19 protein-coding genes and 2 pseudogenes are annotated in these 13,710 nt (G+C 61.5%); 8 read left to right on the top strand and 13 right to left on the bottom strand.

Annotation, left to right across the window (positions count from 1 at the left end; genetic code table 11):
• Window positions 1–63: 63 nt before the first annotated feature.
• The 9 genes and pseudogenes from LDB29_RS10680 to LDB29_RS10640 all read right to left on the bottom strand — a co-directional run.
• Window positions 64–579, bottom strand: a pseudogene (locus LDB29_RS10680) (bifunctional DNA primase/polymerase); the annotation flags it as partial.
• A 57-nt stretch (window positions 580–636) separates the two neighbouring features.
• A complete protein-coding gene (locus LDB29_RS10675) occupies window positions 637–1,833 on the bottom strand; it encodes an IS256 family transposase (protein WP_037449607.1) in 1,197 nt (398 codons plus the stop codon).
• A 253-nt stretch (window positions 1,834–2,086) separates the two neighbouring features.
• On the bottom strand, window positions 2,087–2,527 hold the full coding sequence (gene ssb, locus LDB29_RS10670) for a single-stranded DNA-binding protein (protein ID WP_257554125.1): 441 nt from the start codon (window positions 2,525–2,527) through the stop codon (window positions 2,087–2,089).
• On the bottom strand, window positions 2,524–2,718 hold the full coding sequence (locus tag LDB29_RS10665; RefSeq protein ID WP_257554124.1) for a hypothetical protein: 195 nt from the start codon (window positions 2,716–2,718) through the stop codon (window positions 2,524–2,526). The genes ssb and LDB29_RS10665 overlap by 4 nt, the downstream gene beginning before the upstream one ends.
• Window positions 2,715–3,449 (bottom strand): hypothetical protein, encoded by a 735-nt coding sequence (locus LDB29_RS10660; RefSeq protein WP_257554123.1) that lies wholly within the window; start codon window positions 3,447–3,449, stop codon window positions 2,715–2,717. The genes LDB29_RS10665 and LDB29_RS10660 overlap by 4 nt, the downstream gene beginning before the upstream one ends.
• A complete protein-coding gene (locus tag LDB29_RS10655) occupies window positions 3,446–4,075 on the bottom strand; it encodes a hypothetical protein (RefSeq protein WP_257554121.1) in 630 nt (209 codons plus the stop codon). The genes LDB29_RS10660 and LDB29_RS10655 overlap by 4 nt, the downstream gene beginning before the upstream one ends.
• Window position 4,076: 1 nt before the next feature.
• Window positions 4,077–4,535 (bottom strand): hypothetical protein, encoded by a 459-nt coding sequence (locus LDB29_RS10650; protein ID WP_257554119.1) that lies wholly within the window; start codon window positions 4,533–4,535, stop codon window positions 4,077–4,079.
• Window positions 4,532–5,212, bottom strand: coding sequence for a hypothetical protein (locus LDB29_RS10645; protein WP_257554118.1), 681 nt, complete (start codon window positions 5,210–5,212; stop codon window positions 4,532–4,534). Before LDB29_RS10645 ends, LDB29_RS10650 begins: the two co-directional genes overlap by 4 nt.
• Window positions 5,209–5,712 (bottom strand): hypothetical protein, encoded by a 504-nt coding sequence (locus tag LDB29_RS10640; RefSeq protein WP_257554117.1) that lies wholly within the window; start codon window positions 5,710–5,712, stop codon window positions 5,209–5,211. Before LDB29_RS10640 ends, LDB29_RS10645 begins: the two co-directional genes overlap by 4 nt.
• A gap of 108 nt (window positions 5,713–5,820) precedes the next feature.
• On the opposite strand from LDB29_RS10640, the gene LDB29_RS10635 reads away from it, so the two are divergent.
• Window positions 5,821–6,051, top strand: a complete 231-nt coding sequence (locus LDB29_RS10635; RefSeq protein ID WP_257554116.1) for a hypothetical protein — start codon at window positions 5,821–5,823, stop codon at window positions 6,049–6,051.
• Here the strand turns inward: LDB29_RS10635 and LDB29_RS10630 are convergent.
• The 3 genes from LDB29_RS10630 to LDB29_RS10620 all read right to left on the bottom strand — a co-directional run bounded on the left by LDB29_RS10630 (window position 6,029) and on the right by LDB29_RS10620 (window position 8,000).
• Window positions 6,029–6,316 (bottom strand): hypothetical protein, encoded by a 288-nt coding sequence (locus tag LDB29_RS10630; protein ID WP_257554115.1) that lies wholly within the window; start codon window positions 6,314–6,316, stop codon window positions 6,029–6,031. The genes LDB29_RS10635 and LDB29_RS10630 overlap by 23 nt on opposite strands.
• 109 nt (window positions 6,317–6,425) lie before the next feature.
• Window positions 6,426–7,637, bottom strand: coding sequence for an IS256 family transposase (locus LDB29_RS10625; RefSeq protein ID WP_011950834.1), 1,212 nt, complete (start codon window positions 7,635–7,637; stop codon window positions 6,426–6,428).
• A gap of 135 nt (window positions 7,638–7,772) precedes the next feature.
• Entirely contained in the window at window positions 7,773–8,000 is a 228-nt protein-coding gene (locus LDB29_RS10620) for a hypothetical protein (RefSeq protein ID WP_257554114.1), read from the bottom strand.
• A 98-nt stretch (window positions 8,001–8,098) separates the two neighbouring features.
• Between LDB29_RS10620 and LDB29_RS10615 the strand changes: the two genes are divergently transcribed.
• The 7 genes from LDB29_RS10615 (at window position 8,099) to LDB29_RS10585 (ending at window position 12,695) form a co-directional block, all read left to right on the top strand.
• Window positions 8,099–8,848: a S24 family peptidase gene (locus LDB29_RS10615; protein WP_257554113.1), complete on the top strand. Its 750-nt coding sequence runs from the start codon at window positions 8,099–8,101 to the stop codon at window positions 8,846–8,848.
• A 24-nt stretch (window positions 8,849–8,872) separates the two neighbouring features.
• Window positions 8,873–9,247 (top strand): HIRAN domain-containing protein, encoded by a 375-nt coding sequence (locus tag LDB29_RS10610; protein WP_257554112.1) that lies wholly within the window; start codon window positions 8,873–8,875, stop codon window positions 9,245–9,247.
• A 70-nt stretch (window positions 9,248–9,317) separates the two neighbouring features.
• Window positions 9,318–9,458, top strand: coding sequence for a hypothetical protein (locus LDB29_RS10605; RefSeq protein ID WP_257554111.1), 141 nt, complete (start codon window positions 9,318–9,320; stop codon window positions 9,456–9,458).
• Window positions 9,455–9,682 (top strand): hypothetical protein, encoded by a 228-nt coding sequence (locus tag LDB29_RS10600; RefSeq protein WP_257554110.1) that lies wholly within the window; start codon window positions 9,455–9,457, stop codon window positions 9,680–9,682. The genes LDB29_RS10605 and LDB29_RS10600 overlap by 4 nt, the downstream gene beginning before the upstream one ends.
• On the top strand, window positions 9,679–10,467 hold the full coding sequence (locus LDB29_RS10595; RefSeq protein ID WP_257554108.1) for a hypothetical protein: 789 nt from the start codon (window positions 9,679–9,681) through the stop codon (window positions 10,465–10,467). The genes LDB29_RS10600 and LDB29_RS10595 overlap by 4 nt, the downstream gene beginning before the upstream one ends.
• Complete coding sequence (locus LDB29_RS10590; RefSeq protein ID WP_257554106.1) at window positions 10,464–10,973, top strand: hypothetical protein; 510 nt, start codon at window positions 10,464–10,466, stop codon at window positions 10,971–10,973. The genes LDB29_RS10595 and LDB29_RS10590 overlap by 4 nt, the downstream gene beginning before the upstream one ends.
• A gap of 123 nt (window positions 10,974–11,096) precedes the next feature.
• Window positions 11,097–12,695, top strand: a complete 1,599-nt coding sequence (locus LDB29_RS10585; RefSeq protein ID WP_257554105.1) for a recombinase family protein — start codon at window positions 11,097–11,099, stop codon at window positions 12,693–12,695.
• 6 nt (window positions 12,696–12,701) lie between these two features.
• On the opposite strand, the pseudogene LDB29_RS10580 reads toward LDB29_RS10585, so the two are convergent.
• Window positions 12,702–13,355 (bottom strand): annotated as a pseudogene (locus tag LDB29_RS10580) (glycosyltransferase); the annotation flags it as partial.
• Between the last annotated feature and the right edge of the window lie 355 nt (window positions 13,356–13,710).

The raw sequence follows: 13,710 nt of genomic DNA, 5'->3' as shown, positions 1-13,710 counted from the left end.
ACTGGCAGGGGCAGCTTTCTTGCCCCTCGATCGCAGGATCTCCACCAGCGAGGCCGGGGCGTCCACAGGGTCGTCATGCCGGTTCGACAGCCATTCGTAGCGGCCCTCGCTGCCATCCTCATGATAGAGAATGCTGGGCGGGGCGACGACGTAGCCGCCAAGCCCACGCACATCGACATGCTTGGGCAAATTACCCCGGTTGCGGATAGGCTCGCCGCCGTCGTTCGGTTGCAGCAGATAGACATGGACGCCGCCGCTTTGCGTCATCGCCGTCAGGCTCTTTGGCAGATCGCAGCCCATCTGCTCGATCAGCGCAGCCTTCAGCGTATCGAGCGTGAAAACCTCGCCGGTCGACTCATCGATGCGGGGATCGAAGTCCAGCGCGAACAGCCCGTTGCGGCCCATGGCGACCCCGATCATCGCGTTCGGCCATTTCTTCCACCAGCCGGTGATGACCTGTTCGTCGGTGGTCGCATCCTTCACGCCGCTGCCGCCGTAAGGCGACTTGGCTTTCAGCTCGCGCTTCTCCCCGCCGAACGTCTCGACGGTTTCGCTTTTCTCCCGGCATGGAAACACCGGCCAGCCCCGGCGGGGGTTGTGTGCGTCAAGTTCTGCAAATAGCGGCGGGCATGCTGGCTAGGCGGCTTGACGTAGATCGGCTTTCTTCATCTCCTTAAGGTCGTTCATGTTGAGATAGCGGTTGGCTTCGAGCCAGTTTTCGTGGGTCTCGACAGCAAGCGAGCGTATGAGGCGCAAACAGCTGTCTTCATTGGGGAAGATACGCAGGACGATCGTCCTGCGTTTGATTTCTTCGTTAAAGCGCTCGAGCATATTGGTGCTCTTCATATGTTTATGATGCTGCCGCGGAAGCCGGTAGAAGGTGAACGTCTCCTCGATGGTTTCTTCCGCCCAGCTGGTGAGCTTGGGGTATCGTGGCGACCATTTTCTCAGCCAGGCAGCCAGATCGCTTTTGGCCTCTGATAGTTCGCGACGATCGTAGATCCAACGCAGCTCCTGCAGGCAGTCGTCATCAGCTTTACGCGGCAGATGGTCGAGAGCATTTCTTAAAAAGTGCACGTAACAGCGCTGGAACCAGGCATCTGGCAACACTTCACGAACAGCGGCTCGTAAACCCGCATGGTCATCGGCAACGATATATTCGACACCGTGGAGGCCGCGCTCCTTGAGGCCGACGAGAAAGTCCTTCCACGAAGAGCGGCTCTCGCGGTTGGCGAGCTCTACAGCCAGAATCTGGCGCCGGCCTTCCCAGTCCACACCCAGTGCGACGAGTACGGCGCAGGAGCGCACCACGCCTGCCTGGCGGACTTTCTCATATTTGGCATCGATGATGAGGTAGGCGAACGGCTCGTCCAGCCGACGTCGGGCAAAGGCTGTCAGGCTCTCGTCCAGTCGCTTGTTGATCGCTGAGATGGTCGAGGCGGAGAAGCTGTGGCCGCAAAGCTCTTCGGTGATAGCCTTCACCTTCCGGGTCGACACACCCTGGACGTACATCTCGGCTAACGATGCCACGAGCGCCTGCTCCGAGCGCTGATAGCGCTCAAACAGCTCGGTCGAGAAACGGCCGTCGCGATCCTGCGGCACCCGCAGCTCCAGCTTGCCCACCCGCGTGATCAGCGTCCGATTGTAATGTCCGGATCGATAGCCAACACGGCCGTCAATGCGTTCGCTCTTCGAGGCGCCAAGGACATCGGTCATCTCACCTTCCAGCATCTCCTGCAGCAAATCCTGCACGATCTCCCGCAAGGCGTCGCGGTTCGCGCCCATCAAATCTTTGACGGCCGCTATCGATGGTCTATTCTCATTCCTGGTCATGGTGGGGCTCCATTGGGGTTGGCGACTTTGAACATCACCAGCCTGCCATGGCCGCTCAAATCCTCAATGGATTTTGCAGAACATCCCGCACACTACCCCGGCGGGCATAGCTCAGCGCAGCTTGGCCGAGCGGTGACAATAGTGGTGCAGAGCGGTTCACAGTCAAAAAATTCCCCCCGGCAAAGCGCACCCGCTCCCGGTCAGTTGATCGTGCATGTCATGGCGTCGCCGCAGGCTTGGCGAGCGCCTGCGGTTAGAAGGGTACTTCGTCGTCCAGGTCGGGATGCTGATCGGTGCCAGGGCGGCCGCGATCGGCGTCGGCACGGCCGCCTGCATCATCACGGCGTCGGTCCATCAGGCCGAGCGCGCCGCCAAACTTCGGCACGACGATCTCGGTCACCTTGCGCTCTACCTGCTCTCGGTCGGTGTAGCGGCGTGAGCGGATCGTGCCCTCGACATAGACAGCGCTGCCCTTGCGAAGATAGGACATGGCCGTCTTGCCGAGTTGCTCGTTGAAGATCACGACGCGATGCCATTCGGTCGCGCTCTTCCGCTCGCCGCTGCCCTGTTCCTTCCAGTATTCGGTCGTGCCGACGCTCAGCGTGACGACCGACCCGCCGCGCTGCATGTCGGCGCTCTTCGGATCTTCGCCAAGGAAGCCGATCAGCTGGGCCTTGTTCAAATTTGCAGTCACCACTTCGTTCCCTTGCCAGAGTTCCAGTGCGCCGCCGCCGATTCCAGATCGGCATAGGCATCTTCGATTTCGGGACTGCGAGCGCCGCAGCCGGCGCACTCCACCCAGGTTTCGATCGCGTCCTCAGCAACGCGACGGGTCCGCACCCCCGGCATCCGGCCGCAGCGGCAGCGATTGAGCTTGACCCTCATGCCGCGCTCCTTTCGAAGAGGCCGCCCGTGGCGGCATCAGCCGACAGCATGTGCGAATAGTCGGGATAGTCGCCGGGACGCTCCAGGCGACGACGACAGGGCGCAATCCAGCGGAGCCGGGTGTCACGGCGCTCGAAGCCGTTGCCCAGCCAGACGAACCAGCAATAGCTGGTCGCCGTGGATACCTTGGTGCCCGGCTTCTCCGCGAACGGATCGAGGTCGCCGATCCGCACCAGGCGCCCTTCAAGCATGGCGACCCGCTCCACGAACTGCAGCACATAATCTGGGGGCGTTTTCTCGAAGAGCGTGGCGTAGCGATCCTGCCCTTCGAGGAAGGCTCCCCGCAGCAGCATCGCCACGCCACGTCCCGCGACCCGTAGGCCTGTCTGGATGAAGGCCTCGGCTAATTTGAAAGGAGGATTGGTGATGACCCAATCCGTCTGCGGCTCCATGCCGCCGATGAACGGGAAGTCGATCAGCTCATTGTCGCCATAGGCATGGACATCGCTGGCGCGGACATCCGCGAAATATTCCTGCAGCGGCCGCACCATGTGCAGTTCGCCGCAGGCCGGCTCCCATGCGCGTTGCAGGTCGATCGGCTCTTCCACGACGTTCTCTAGGAACTCGCAGAGGGCGCGCGTGGCAAAGGGCGGCGTCGGGAAATAGTCGAGGCTGTCTGGCGCGACCCGGCGACGCTGCATGACGGCTGTGGAGCGATTTTGTCCGCTCACGCCAGCACCTTGCCATCCGCCGAAGCATGCGCGATGGGCACATTATGGCTTGGAAAGACCGTGGACGAGAATTCCTCGTGGGTGGGGCCGGCGGTGTCGTCGTTTGCCTTTACTATACTGTGACCAGCAGGATTGAAGGCATCACGGCGGGCGATTGGCTCGGATTTTTCGGGGTTTTTATTGGCGGAATGTTGGGCGTGTTTGCTGGCATGCAGGTCGAACGCTGGAAGAACACCCGACAACAAGCCGCTGATTTGGCAGCTGCGCGCGCGGCCTTGGATCAATTGATAGAAGCGCTGCAAGCTTTTGCGGCCTTCAACGTCCAGAATCACGAGCCGCGATGGCCAGGATGGCACAAGGCCTTTTCTGACGGCCTCATCGTTCTCGAAAAATGGATCGACCGCGCTAGCCTTGACGACATTTCTCTCTGGGCTGACTTGATCAACCTCCACGCGATGCTGCCTGCCGATCATTCGAATGCTCGAAGGTATTCGAGGCAAGCAGCGAACAACCCAGACCTGGTCGTCCCTGAGGTGGAGCAGGTTCAGAATTTTAACCGCTTGGCTGCCAGAGTTCTTCCCATCGCCCGAGACGTTCGCGCGCGGCTTTAGATCGGGATCGGTCATGTCAGGCCGCCAACCTTTCCAAGACCCGCGCAACCGGATTGTGGCTGTAAAGGCCAAGCGTCCGTGCAATCCCCGCAGCGCTGCGGGCGTGGCCTTCTGCCAGCAGCTCACGGACCTGCGGTTCTATCTCGCGCACCACGGAGGCGTGAGAGGTGAACCGGCGGTCCTGCGGCTTGGCTGGCAGCAGTTGAACGCTCTTTACGATCCGCGTTCCACTTTTGGCGGACGAAGATCCCGGCAGCGGCTTGCCCAGACGCTTGGCGATATAATGGAGATTTTCGTCGCCAGCCCCATGTTGGCGGCGGCTGCGCTTCAGCTCCACATGGCCGGTCTGCGCCAGCTCATACAGCCGCCGAGTGACCTTGTTGGGTGTGAGGAAGGTGGCGCGGGCATAGACGATGGTTTCCCCCGTCTTGGCTTCGCGCAACCACTTGTCGAGCATGGACTCCGGGATGATCATGCCGCCACCCCCAGACCCGCGCGGCGGACATTCTGAATATGCGAGAGGCCATCGGCGAGCGCGGTCTGCATCGCTTTTGCCGTACTTTCGTCTAGGCACAGCGACATGCCGCAGCCGGTCAGCACGAACCCTTCCGGGAACCGGCTGTCGGCGATCGGGTGGAACAGCCGACCCGAGGGCAATGGGCCGCCTAGTGCGCCAAGCGGCGGCAGTTCGGCGGTGCGATCATCTGAAGGCACCGGGGCCGCACCCTGGCAGGGGGATACAGGCGCGGCGTCCGGTGCCTTCTCACCCGCGCCAAGGGCCTGCGGCGCGGATGATGCTGTGTCGGCCTCGATTTGGCCGAACATTTCGGGAAGCACGACGCCCTCGGTCATGTTGGCGAGGGCGAGGGCGAAATCGTCGGCGGGAAGCACTTCCCCAACAAGGATGCGCTCGATCATCATGCCCCTGTTCAGGGGATGACAGTTCGGCTTCGGCTTCGCGATCAGTTCCCGATGCTCCATGATCCAGTTCGCCAACGCGAGGGAGCCGACACTGCACAGCCGATCGTCCCAATAGCCGAGGTGCTTGACGGCGCAGGCGCCGATCAGCTCGCGGCCGCCACCAAGCGCGCCCCATCCGGCAGGCACGACAGCCTCGATGGAGAAATGACGATAGTTGGCGAAGTCCGTCATGCTTTCGCTCCCTTCAGTTTTGCGGAGAGTTTCAGGCGCAGCTGCGCCGAGGTGCGGTCCAGGCCATCCAGCTCGCGCAGGGCGGCGAGGGCTTCCTGTTCGGTGACATCGCGGCCGCCATCGCCTGTCGAGGCGACTGCTTCGGACACGGCGCGGGATACGTCGCCCAGCTCGCCCGCGAGCTCCGCGACGGTCAGCATCATGCCGTCTGCGTCATCGTCGCCCTGCGGCAGCGGCACGAACACACCGCCGCGCCGGCGGCAGAGCCAGCTGGTGACATGCGGCCAGCCGGGCATTCCGACGGTGCGATCCTCAAGCGCATCGATCAGGTCGAGCGTGGGCGAGTCCGCGACATTGGCGAGGCCCATGTCACTGATCTTCTGGCGGCGAACGCCAGTCTCTTCCGCTGCAGCGTCCTGACCGCCAAAGCTCTTCACAAGCGCCTTGAACGACGCCTTGCCGGACTGCTGTTCCGGCGTAAGGGCAAGGGACCGGCTCATGCGGGCAGCCCTCCGGGGGCACGGCAACAAATATTCAGAACCAGTTTCTGAGCCGCACCCCCTTCGGCTATCGTGCGGTTGTCACATCCAGCACGAAGGAACGGGAAATTGAGCGATACCGCCTCGGAGGCCGTCACCGGCTTTTTCGTCGTTGCGGAGATCCTGCGCGAACTCGACGAACGGTTCGGTCCAGACTTCAGCGCCGCAGTCGAGCGCCGCGTCAGCCGACGCATGGACGATTTGTTGAAGTCGGAAAATGATGTCGACATGGCGAGCGGTGAGGCGCTGGCCGAAGGCATGGAATGGCTGAAGGGGATCATGCGGGAACCTCGCTCTTGAGGCGGGCGAGTTCGCTCTCCAGCGACTGCACCTGCTGATAGAGCGCAGCGGAGCGCTGCTTTTCGGTACACAGGGCGGAGCCGATCGCCAGAAAGGCGGCGCGCAGATCAGCCTCATCAGCTGCCGGGTCACCGATGGTAGCGCAGGCCGCTTCGATGCGCTGAAGCTCGACGCGCTGGGCTTTAAGCGACGGGTGCGCCGCCGTGCCTTCGGCTTGACGAGGCGAACCAGGCAGCCACGCAATGGGTTTGAAGCGCTGCATCATGCCGCCTCACTTTCCGGGGCGGCAAAGTTCCGGTTTTTGCCGGGTGCGCTGTCCTGGGTCGCGTCCGTCAATGTGGTGTAGAATTGGGTGTGGCCAGCGGGCTGCATTTTCAGGCGGCCTTGGGTGTAATCTGTAGCGGCTGTGCCTCCTCGATCATTGGTGTAGCAAGGGCGGCCATGCCCTCGATCTGCATGTAGCGGTGCTGGAGCTGGTATTCGTCATTCTGCTCCAGCAGGACGGCGCCGACGAGGCGGATGATGCTATCCTCGTTCGGGAAGATGCCGACGACATCGGCGCGGCGCTTCACTTCCTTGTTCAGGCGTTCCAGTGGATTGGTGGAATGTAATTTGACGCGGTGCTGCTCGGGGAAGGTCATGTAGGCCAGCACGTCGTGCTCGGCATCGTCCATGCAGGCGCCGAGCTTTGGCCAGCGGGTACGCAACTGGTCGGCGACCTGGCGCCAGACCTGTGTCGCGGCGGCATGGTCGGGCTGGAGGAAGACCTGGCGGATGGCAGCGGCGACGACGGTGTTCTGGCCCTTGGGCACGTAGGCCAGGGCATTGCGCATGAAGTGGACGCGGCACCGCTGCCAGGTGGCGCTGAGCACGCGAGTGATCGCTGCCTTGAGGCCCTCGTGGGCATCGGAGATGACCAGCTTCACGCCGGTCAGTCCGCGGCGTGCGAGGTCCTTGAGGAAGCTCGACCAGAATGGCTCGGCTTCGGAGGGTCCAATGTGAAGGCCAACGATTTCGCGCTTGCCCTCGGTGTTGACGGCAACGGCTATTATCGCGGCGACACTGACGATCCGCCCGCCCTCGCGCACCTTGAGGTAGGTAGCATCGAGCCAGAGGTAGGGCCAGTCGCCGGTGAGCGGCCGCTTAAGGAAGGCATGGACACGTTCGTCGATATCCTTGCACAGCTTGGACACCGAGGATTTGGAGATGCCGGTCATGCCCATGGCCTGCACCAGCTCGTCGACACGCCGGGTGCTGACGCCGGCGATCCACGCCTCCTGGATCACCGCGACCAGCGCCTTCTCGACGGTCTTCCTGGGTTCCAGGAAGCCAGGGAAGTAGGCGCCGGTCCGTAGCTTGGGAATCCTCAGGTTGAGCGTGCCGAGCCGGGTATCGAGGCTGCGGTCGCGGTAGCCGTTCCGCCAGGTCGTCCGGTCGCCGGAGCGCTCGTGTCGGCTAGCGCCGACCAGGCCATCGACGTCGGCCTCCATGATGATCTGTAATACGCTCTCGGCGATCGTGCGCAGGAAATCTCCATCTCCAGTCTTCGCCATCAGCTCGGCAAGCGGTAGTCTGTCGTCGGTCATCGGGATCAACTCCTCGGTGGGCGTGTGAAGTGTGGTAACTCCACCTTACCGATGAGCCCGGTGGCCACCGAGATCGAAATCGCATGGGGTGGGGCATGCCCCACCCCATGCGATCATCTCAATCTACACCAGAAATTACACCACGAGCGCGGACGCTAACCTGTCCTGCGCGGCCTGCGCATAGTCGCGCATGAAGCGGCGAACCTTCTCGACGCTCTCAGGGCGAAGGCATCGGTCACGGCGAATATCGCGCATGAAGTGGGGATCACCCATGGCACGGCGGCCAAAGGTCGTTTCGGGCATGTCATGCTGCGAAGCGAACGCCTCGATGTCAGCGACAAGGTCTGAATGGTAGCGGGACATGCGGCGTGAATATTGTAGGAATGATCCCACCGTCAAGTAGGAAAGATGGGAATGGTCCCAGCATTTCCAACCGGCCGCCGTTGTGGGATTTGTCCCACATGAGCGAACCGTCTGAAAATGCCCTGCAAACCTTCATCAGAAAGGCGATCGAAGCCGCGCCCCGCGCGCGTGATCACTACGACAAGAAAATTCAGGAACTGTCGGGGACAAAGGGCAAGCCGCTCTACGATCTTCAACGCGGGAAGAGCCTCAATCCCAGCATTACTATGCTTGGACATATGGCGACGGCGCTTGCGCAGCCGCTCGATTTGATCACGAGAGCGGCGAACGGCGAGGAGGTGGAGCCGTTGGCTTACGAAGCATCGGCTCCGACCCCGCCGAAGCCCGTCGTGCTTGCCCCGGACATCCCGCTCACGCGTAGCATCGGTGCCGACGATCACACTGTGGAGCTGTCGTCGCTTGACCTATCCTATTCCATGGGGCCAGGCACCGAGCTGGAAAGCTATATCGAGCAGGAGCCGATCCGCTTCGATCCAATCTTTTTGAATAGGATCAGCCGTGCCCCTTATCACCGGCTGAAACTCGCTCGGGGCGTGGGTGACAGTATGCAGCCGACGCTCTTCCCAGGTGATGTCGTGATGATCGACACGACGCAGCACATGCTCAACATGCAGGATCGCGTTTACGCGATTGCCATCAATGGGGCTGCTGCGATCAAGCGCCTGCGGATGGAGAAAGGTGGGCGGGTTTCGATCATCTCGGACAACCCAGCAGTGGACAACTACACGATCGAGGCGGACGAACTGGCGATCCATGGCCGCGTAATCTGGTTCGGCCGCGAGATCTAGGCCGCCTCTCCATTGATCGACCAGATGAGCCTCGACATCGCGGGCCTCGATTACCCCAATAAGAAGGGGCCTCCTCGACGGTTTGAATTAGCGATGTGTTCGCCAGGGGAGCCGGTGCTGCTTGAGCCGGAGCCGAAGAACCCGGCCGACCCGCAAGCAGTCGCGATCTATAGCTGCCGAGGCATTCAGCTCGGATATGTCCGCGCCGACCGCGCGCCGCTGATTCGCGCTTATCTCTCGCGCGCCCGCATCACAGCAGCCGTCTTTCAATGCATGACGCACCGAGGCGCATTGATCAGAATTGCGCTTGATGGAGCCGAATTGCGCCTGCCTCCGCCTCCGTCAGGCCCCCCAGAAGAGCCAGAGTTCTATCCCGACTATGATCCGGGATGGGACTGATCCTACTTTCCCATTGACAGTGTAGGACAAGTCCTACTATTTGCCTCTCATTCCTACTTGAGAGGTGAGCATGTCCTACATCGAACTGAACGCACATAGCGCGCTGCGGGAAGCCCGCCGGGCTGAAGCCAACGCGCTCGCCTACATGATCATTGCGCTGGCCGCGTTGGTCTTGTCTGTCGCTCTGGTTGCCTGGGCGATCTGGGCATGACCGGCGCGCATCTTTCATCGCTCGGCATGGCCGGTCTCCACCTCGAAATGGTCACGGGCCACGTTGCGAGCCTTGCTGCTCGGGCAGCCCAGAACACCGGCTTGATCGGCCGATATTCCGAGGAACTGGAGAACCAGTCGATGGCACGCGACGCGTTCCGTGCCGAGCTTGAGCGTGTCACCGGGCTGCCCGCCGACCTCATCGAGCGGAGGCTTGCGCTGTGACCGAAGCAGAGCCGCAATTCCGGTTGTTCGATGCGCCTGCGCCCACCAGCGTCTCACGGGTGGTCAGCTGGTTCTCGTGCGGCGCGGCGTCAGCAGTTGCAACCAAGCTAGCGATCGACAAATACCGCGAGCGTGTTGTCGTCGCCTACACGAACCCCAAGGGCGAGCATCCCGACAATAAGCGCTTCCTCGCTGATTGCGAGCGCTGGTTTGACCGCGAGATAGTCGAGCTGTCCAGCCGCTACTATGCTGACCCTTGGGACGTGATGCTCCGTGAGCGCTATATCGTCGGCCCCGACGGCGCGAAATGCACGGGAGAGATGAAGCGCGCCCTGCGCTTCACCTTCCAGCGCCCCGATGACATCCAGGTCTTCGGATACACCGCAGAGGAGAAGAAGCGGGCCGACCGATTTCGGCAGGAGAATTTCGAGGTCTATCTTGAGACGCCGCTGATCGACCAAGGTCTGACTAAAGCTGACTGCAAAGCCATGATCCGGCAAGCCGGTATTGAGATACCGATGATGTATCGGCTCGGCTTCCAGAACAACAACTGCATCGGCTGTCCGAAGGGCGGAATGGGCTACTGGAATATGATCCGGCGCCATTTTCCGGAGGCCTTTGACCGCATGGCGAAGATCGAGCGCAAAATCGGTGCAACATGCATTAAGACCAAGGCAGAGGGACGAGTTTTCCTCGATGAACTCGACCCGAGCCGTGGCAACATTCTGACCGAGCCGGACATCGAATGCTCGCTGATGTGTCACAGCGAGGGCGAGGCACCATGAGCGGCCTCACTAGCTACATCGTTCTTGCAGAGGAAGCAGGCGCAGCAGTCGAAAGGCGGGAGGCGCAGTATCCCGCGCTGATCGAAGCTGGAAAAATATCGGCTGATCAAGCAACGCGCGAAATTCGCGTGTGGCGCGCCATAGCCGCAGATTGGCATTGGGTCGTTCGCTTGGAACGAAGGGAGGTCGAAGCCGCGACGTTGGAAGAGAAGCTCGCTGCGCTGGAGGATAGCACCCGCCGCGCCGAACGGGCATTGCATAAAGCGTTCAGAGCTGCTGACAGCAGCGTCCGCGATGCATGGCAGCGCGAAATGCCAATCGCTCATATCGCTGAGCGCTATGGCGCTGCCGCCGCTCCATTTCTTGCCGAATGGGACCGCTACTGGTGCTTCGCTGATCTGCTGAAATGGTATCGGCGCGATCTACCCAGCAGTGACCGGCCCGGCATCGCTCACTTTGTGAAGCGCCATGTCCAATTGTCCCAGCCGGTGAGGGCTGCCGCATGAACGCCCCGGCTCGCATCAATAAGGCCAGCGATACCGCATTGATCGCCTTTGTAGAGGCACTTGCGCGCGCGCAGGTTGCAAGAGACATTGCCGCCCTTCGCGCCGCGCGAGGAGGCGGCCTGAATGGAGATAGCGATGCGGACGGTCATCTACGCCCGGTTCAGCAATGAAAATCAGAACCCTCGGTCCACGACGGACCAGATAGCCCTCTGCCGCCAGCGCGCTGAGCAGGAAGGCTGGACGGTTGTCGGCACGTTCGAAGATGCGGCCATCTCCGGAGCCGCCGGCATTGGCGAAGATCAGCGGCCCGGTCTCAATGCGATGATGCGCATGGTAGAGGCGGGCGGCGTTGACCAGGTACTTGCCGAGTCGACCGATCGCATCTCGCGCCATGTCGCAGATGCCCACAATCTGCGCGAACGCATCGAGTTTGCTGGCGCGCGCCTTTTCACACTGTTTGATGGCACCGTCACCCCCATGATCGGCCTAGTTAAGGGCTTCATGGACGCGCAGTTTCGCACAGATCTCGCGAAGCGCGTGCGACGCGGCCAGATCGGCACCGTGAAGCAGGGCAGGGCAAGTGGCGGCATTCCATATGGCTATGTTCAGGCGAACAAGCTGGATGACAAAGGCGGCGTCATTCGCGGTCTGCGCGACATCGATCCTGAGAAAGCGGAGATCGTTCGCCGCATCTTCACGGAATATGCGAGCGGCAAGAGCCCCTTCGCCATCGCCTGCGATTTGAACGCGGAAAGCATACCAGGGCCAAGAGGCAAGCTGTGGCACAGCACAGCGCTTCATGGGGAGAAGAATCACAAGCGCGGCATCCTGCGCAACGAGATCTACATCGGCGTGCTGACCTATGGACGGAGCCGCCAGGTGGTCAACCCGCAGACCCGCCGTCGGCTCATGCGCTACAATACGGAAGAGGATGTCATGCGGGTGCCGGTGCCCGACATGCGCATCATCGATGACGCGCTATGGCAGAAGGTCCAGGACCAGCTGGAGGCGAACAGCACCGTCCAGCCGCACCGGGCGCGCCGCCCGAAGCACATACTGTCGAACTTGGCATTTTGCGGCGTCTGCGGCTCCAATTTCGTCCGCACGACCAGCAATCATTGGGGGTGCAGCGTGAAGCGCTACGGGGGCGCTTGCACAAACAATCGCCTCATCAACACCGAGGACTTTGAGCGCCGCGTGCTTGCAGACCTAAAAGCCGGGATGCTCGCGCCGGATGCCGTCAGCGCCTATCTGCGCGAATATCACCGGGACTTCGCTCGCGCCGCCGCTGACCTCGGCCGTGATCGCGCGAAGGTCGAACGAAAGCTGGCAGAAGCGCAACGGCGTAAGGAGCGCATGCTGAAGGCCTTCGCCGAGGGCGGTAGTGAATTCGACGAAATCCGGGAAATGCTGGCCAGCGCGCGGAAGGATGTTGATCAGCTTACCCGCGAGCTGGCGAACATGGATGCTGTGCCAACCGTTCTCACGCTCCACCCACACATGGAGGAAGTTTACAGGCGCCAAGTAGAGGAGTTGGATCAGGCCCTTGCGGCACCCGAGGCGAGGCTGGAGGCAGTCCCTCGCTTGCGCGCTATGATCGCCCGCGTTGTGGTGCATCCCAATCTGGAGAAGAAGCGCGGCGTCATCGTGGAAGTCGTGCGCCAGATGGATGAAATCCTTGCGATGGCGACCGGGGCAGAGCGGATTTCACAATTACGCTAATGCAGCGTGTCTTTCCGCGAACTCATCACAGTAATGATTGGCTATGGCCCTCGACCACCAGCCGCCCTGGCCGGGCAGGGGCAGGACCGGGAGCTGAACGAGCTGGAACCGGTCCATCATCAGGTCGAAAAGCCTGATCTCGTCGCGATGGACGACATCTTCCGCATCGTGCAGGGCGATCGCCTTGAACCGGACCCCCGTGCGCTCTTCCTCCCGCAGCATGGCGCGCCAGACCACATTCAGGCAATCGGCTTTCGTACTTGGCCCATTTCGTTCGTTGATGCACAGGATCAACCGCGTTTCCCGACCGGCCAAGGGCGTGAGAATATCCAATGTCGCCCGGTCATTGGGATAGGCGCCCACGAAGATCCGATAGTCCTGGTCCCTCCAGTGGCTGAGCGCGTTACGGAGCATCGGGCCGATCACATCGGCTTCCTGCCAGGCTGGGATGAAGATGGCGATGCGGCCGGGTTGCGGGGAGGCGGGCAGGGTGAGGGTCGTCATTCGTCGATGACGGGAATAGACAATCAGCTTGCGCCACAGCCTTCGGCACAGGAAGACCAGGTCTATGATGAAATCGTCCATGCCACCGATCGCCAGCGCCACCACCGCGAACAGCAGAATTTCATGATGAACCCTCGCCAGATAAGCGAAGATCATTGCCTCCACGGATCGAGCTCCCCCTGTTCCCGACGAGTGGCTATGACAGCAAAGAATTGATTCTCAAACAAATAATCATTTCATAGTCGTAATAATTTTTATTGATCCCCAGCCTTCCCCAACAGTGGCTTTCAGGCCCTCGCTGCTCATCGAGCAGGCGAAGACCGCCATTCTCGCTGGCTTGCTGCTGCTTTGACCCATTGTGGATAGCCTCCTTTTGCAAGGCGGCCCGCTTTTGAGGGGGGGAATATCCGGCAGGCTGCTCTCCGCATGCGCCGGATGGAATCGCATGGCCATCGGGCCGATGCTATCGTCACCGCGCCGTAGAGCGACTCGCACAGGATGCGAACCCCAA

The sequence above is a fragment of the Sphingobium sp. CFD-2 genome (genome assembly GCF_024611135.1).
In the GTDB taxonomy this organism is placed as follows: domain Bacteria; phylum Pseudomonadota; class Alphaproteobacteria; order Sphingomonadales; family Sphingomonadaceae; genus Sphingobium; species Sphingobium fuliginis.
The sequence above is the reverse complement of the archived record's forward strand: the minus strand, read 5'-3'. Positions and strand labels throughout refer to the sequence as shown.

What these genes read in the sequence shown, in the direction of transcription:
- LDB29_RS10625 (WP_011950834.1), bottom strand. Translation starts at nt 7,637, where the DNA reads ATGACCGACGACAGACTACCGCTTGCCGAGCTGATGGCGAAGACTGGA.
- LDB29_RS10585 (WP_257554105.1), top strand. Translation starts at nt 11,097, where the DNA reads ATGGAGATAGCGATGCGGACGGTCATCTACGCCCGGTTCAGCAATGAA.
- LDB29_RS10650 (WP_257554119.1), bottom strand. Translation starts at nt 4,535, where the DNA reads ATGATCATCCCGGAGTCCATGCTCGACAAGTGGTTGCGCGAAGCCAAG.
- LDB29_RS10645 (WP_257554118.1), bottom strand. Translation starts at nt 5,212, where the DNA reads ATGACGGACTTCGCCAACTATCGTCATTTCTCCATCGAGGCTGTCGTG.
- LDB29_RS10675 (WP_037449607.1), bottom strand. Translation starts at nt 1,833, where the DNA reads ATGACCAGGAATGAGAATAGACCATCGATAGCGGCCGTCAAAGATTTG.
- LDB29_RS10605 (WP_257554111.1), top strand. Translation starts at nt 9,318, where the DNA reads ATGTCCTACATCGAACTGAACGCACATAGCGCGCTGCGGGAAGCCCGC.
- LDB29_RS10610 (WP_257554112.1), top strand. Translation starts at nt 8,873, where the DNA reads ATGAGCCTCGACATCGCGGGCCTCGATTACCCCAATAAGAAGGGGCCT.
- LDB29_RS10600 (WP_257554110.1), top strand. Translation starts at nt 9,455, where the DNA reads ATGACCGGCGCGCATCTTTCATCGCTCGGCATGGCCGGTCTCCACCTC.
- LDB29_RS10640 (WP_257554117.1), bottom strand. Translation starts at nt 5,712, where the DNA reads ATGAGCCGGTCCCTTGCCCTTACGCCGGAACAGCAGTCCGGCAAGGCG.
- LDB29_RS10665 (WP_257554124.1), bottom strand. Translation starts at nt 2,718, where the DNA reads ATGAGGGTCAAGCTCAATCGCTGCCGCTGCGGCCGGATGCCGGGGGTG.
- LDB29_RS10620 (WP_257554114.1), bottom strand. Translation starts at nt 8,000, where the DNA reads ATGTCCCGCTACCATTCAGACCTTGTCGCTGACATCGAGGCGTTCGCT.
- LDB29_RS10630 (WP_257554115.1), bottom strand. Translation starts at nt 6,316, where the DNA reads ATGATGCAGCGCTTCAAACCCATTGCGTGGCTGCCTGGTTCGCCTCGT.
- LDB29_RS10655 (WP_257554121.1), bottom strand. Translation starts at nt 4,075, where the DNA reads ATGACCGATCCCGATCTAAAGCCGCGCGCGAACGTCTCGGGCGATGGG.
- LDB29_RS10590 (WP_257554106.1), top strand. Translation starts at nt 10,464, where the DNA reads ATGAGCGGCCTCACTAGCTACATCGTTCTTGCAGAGGAAGCAGGCGCA.
- LDB29_RS10615 (WP_257554113.1), top strand. Translation starts at nt 8,099, where the DNA reads ATGAGCGAACCGTCTGAAAATGCCCTGCAAACCTTCATCAGAAAGGCG.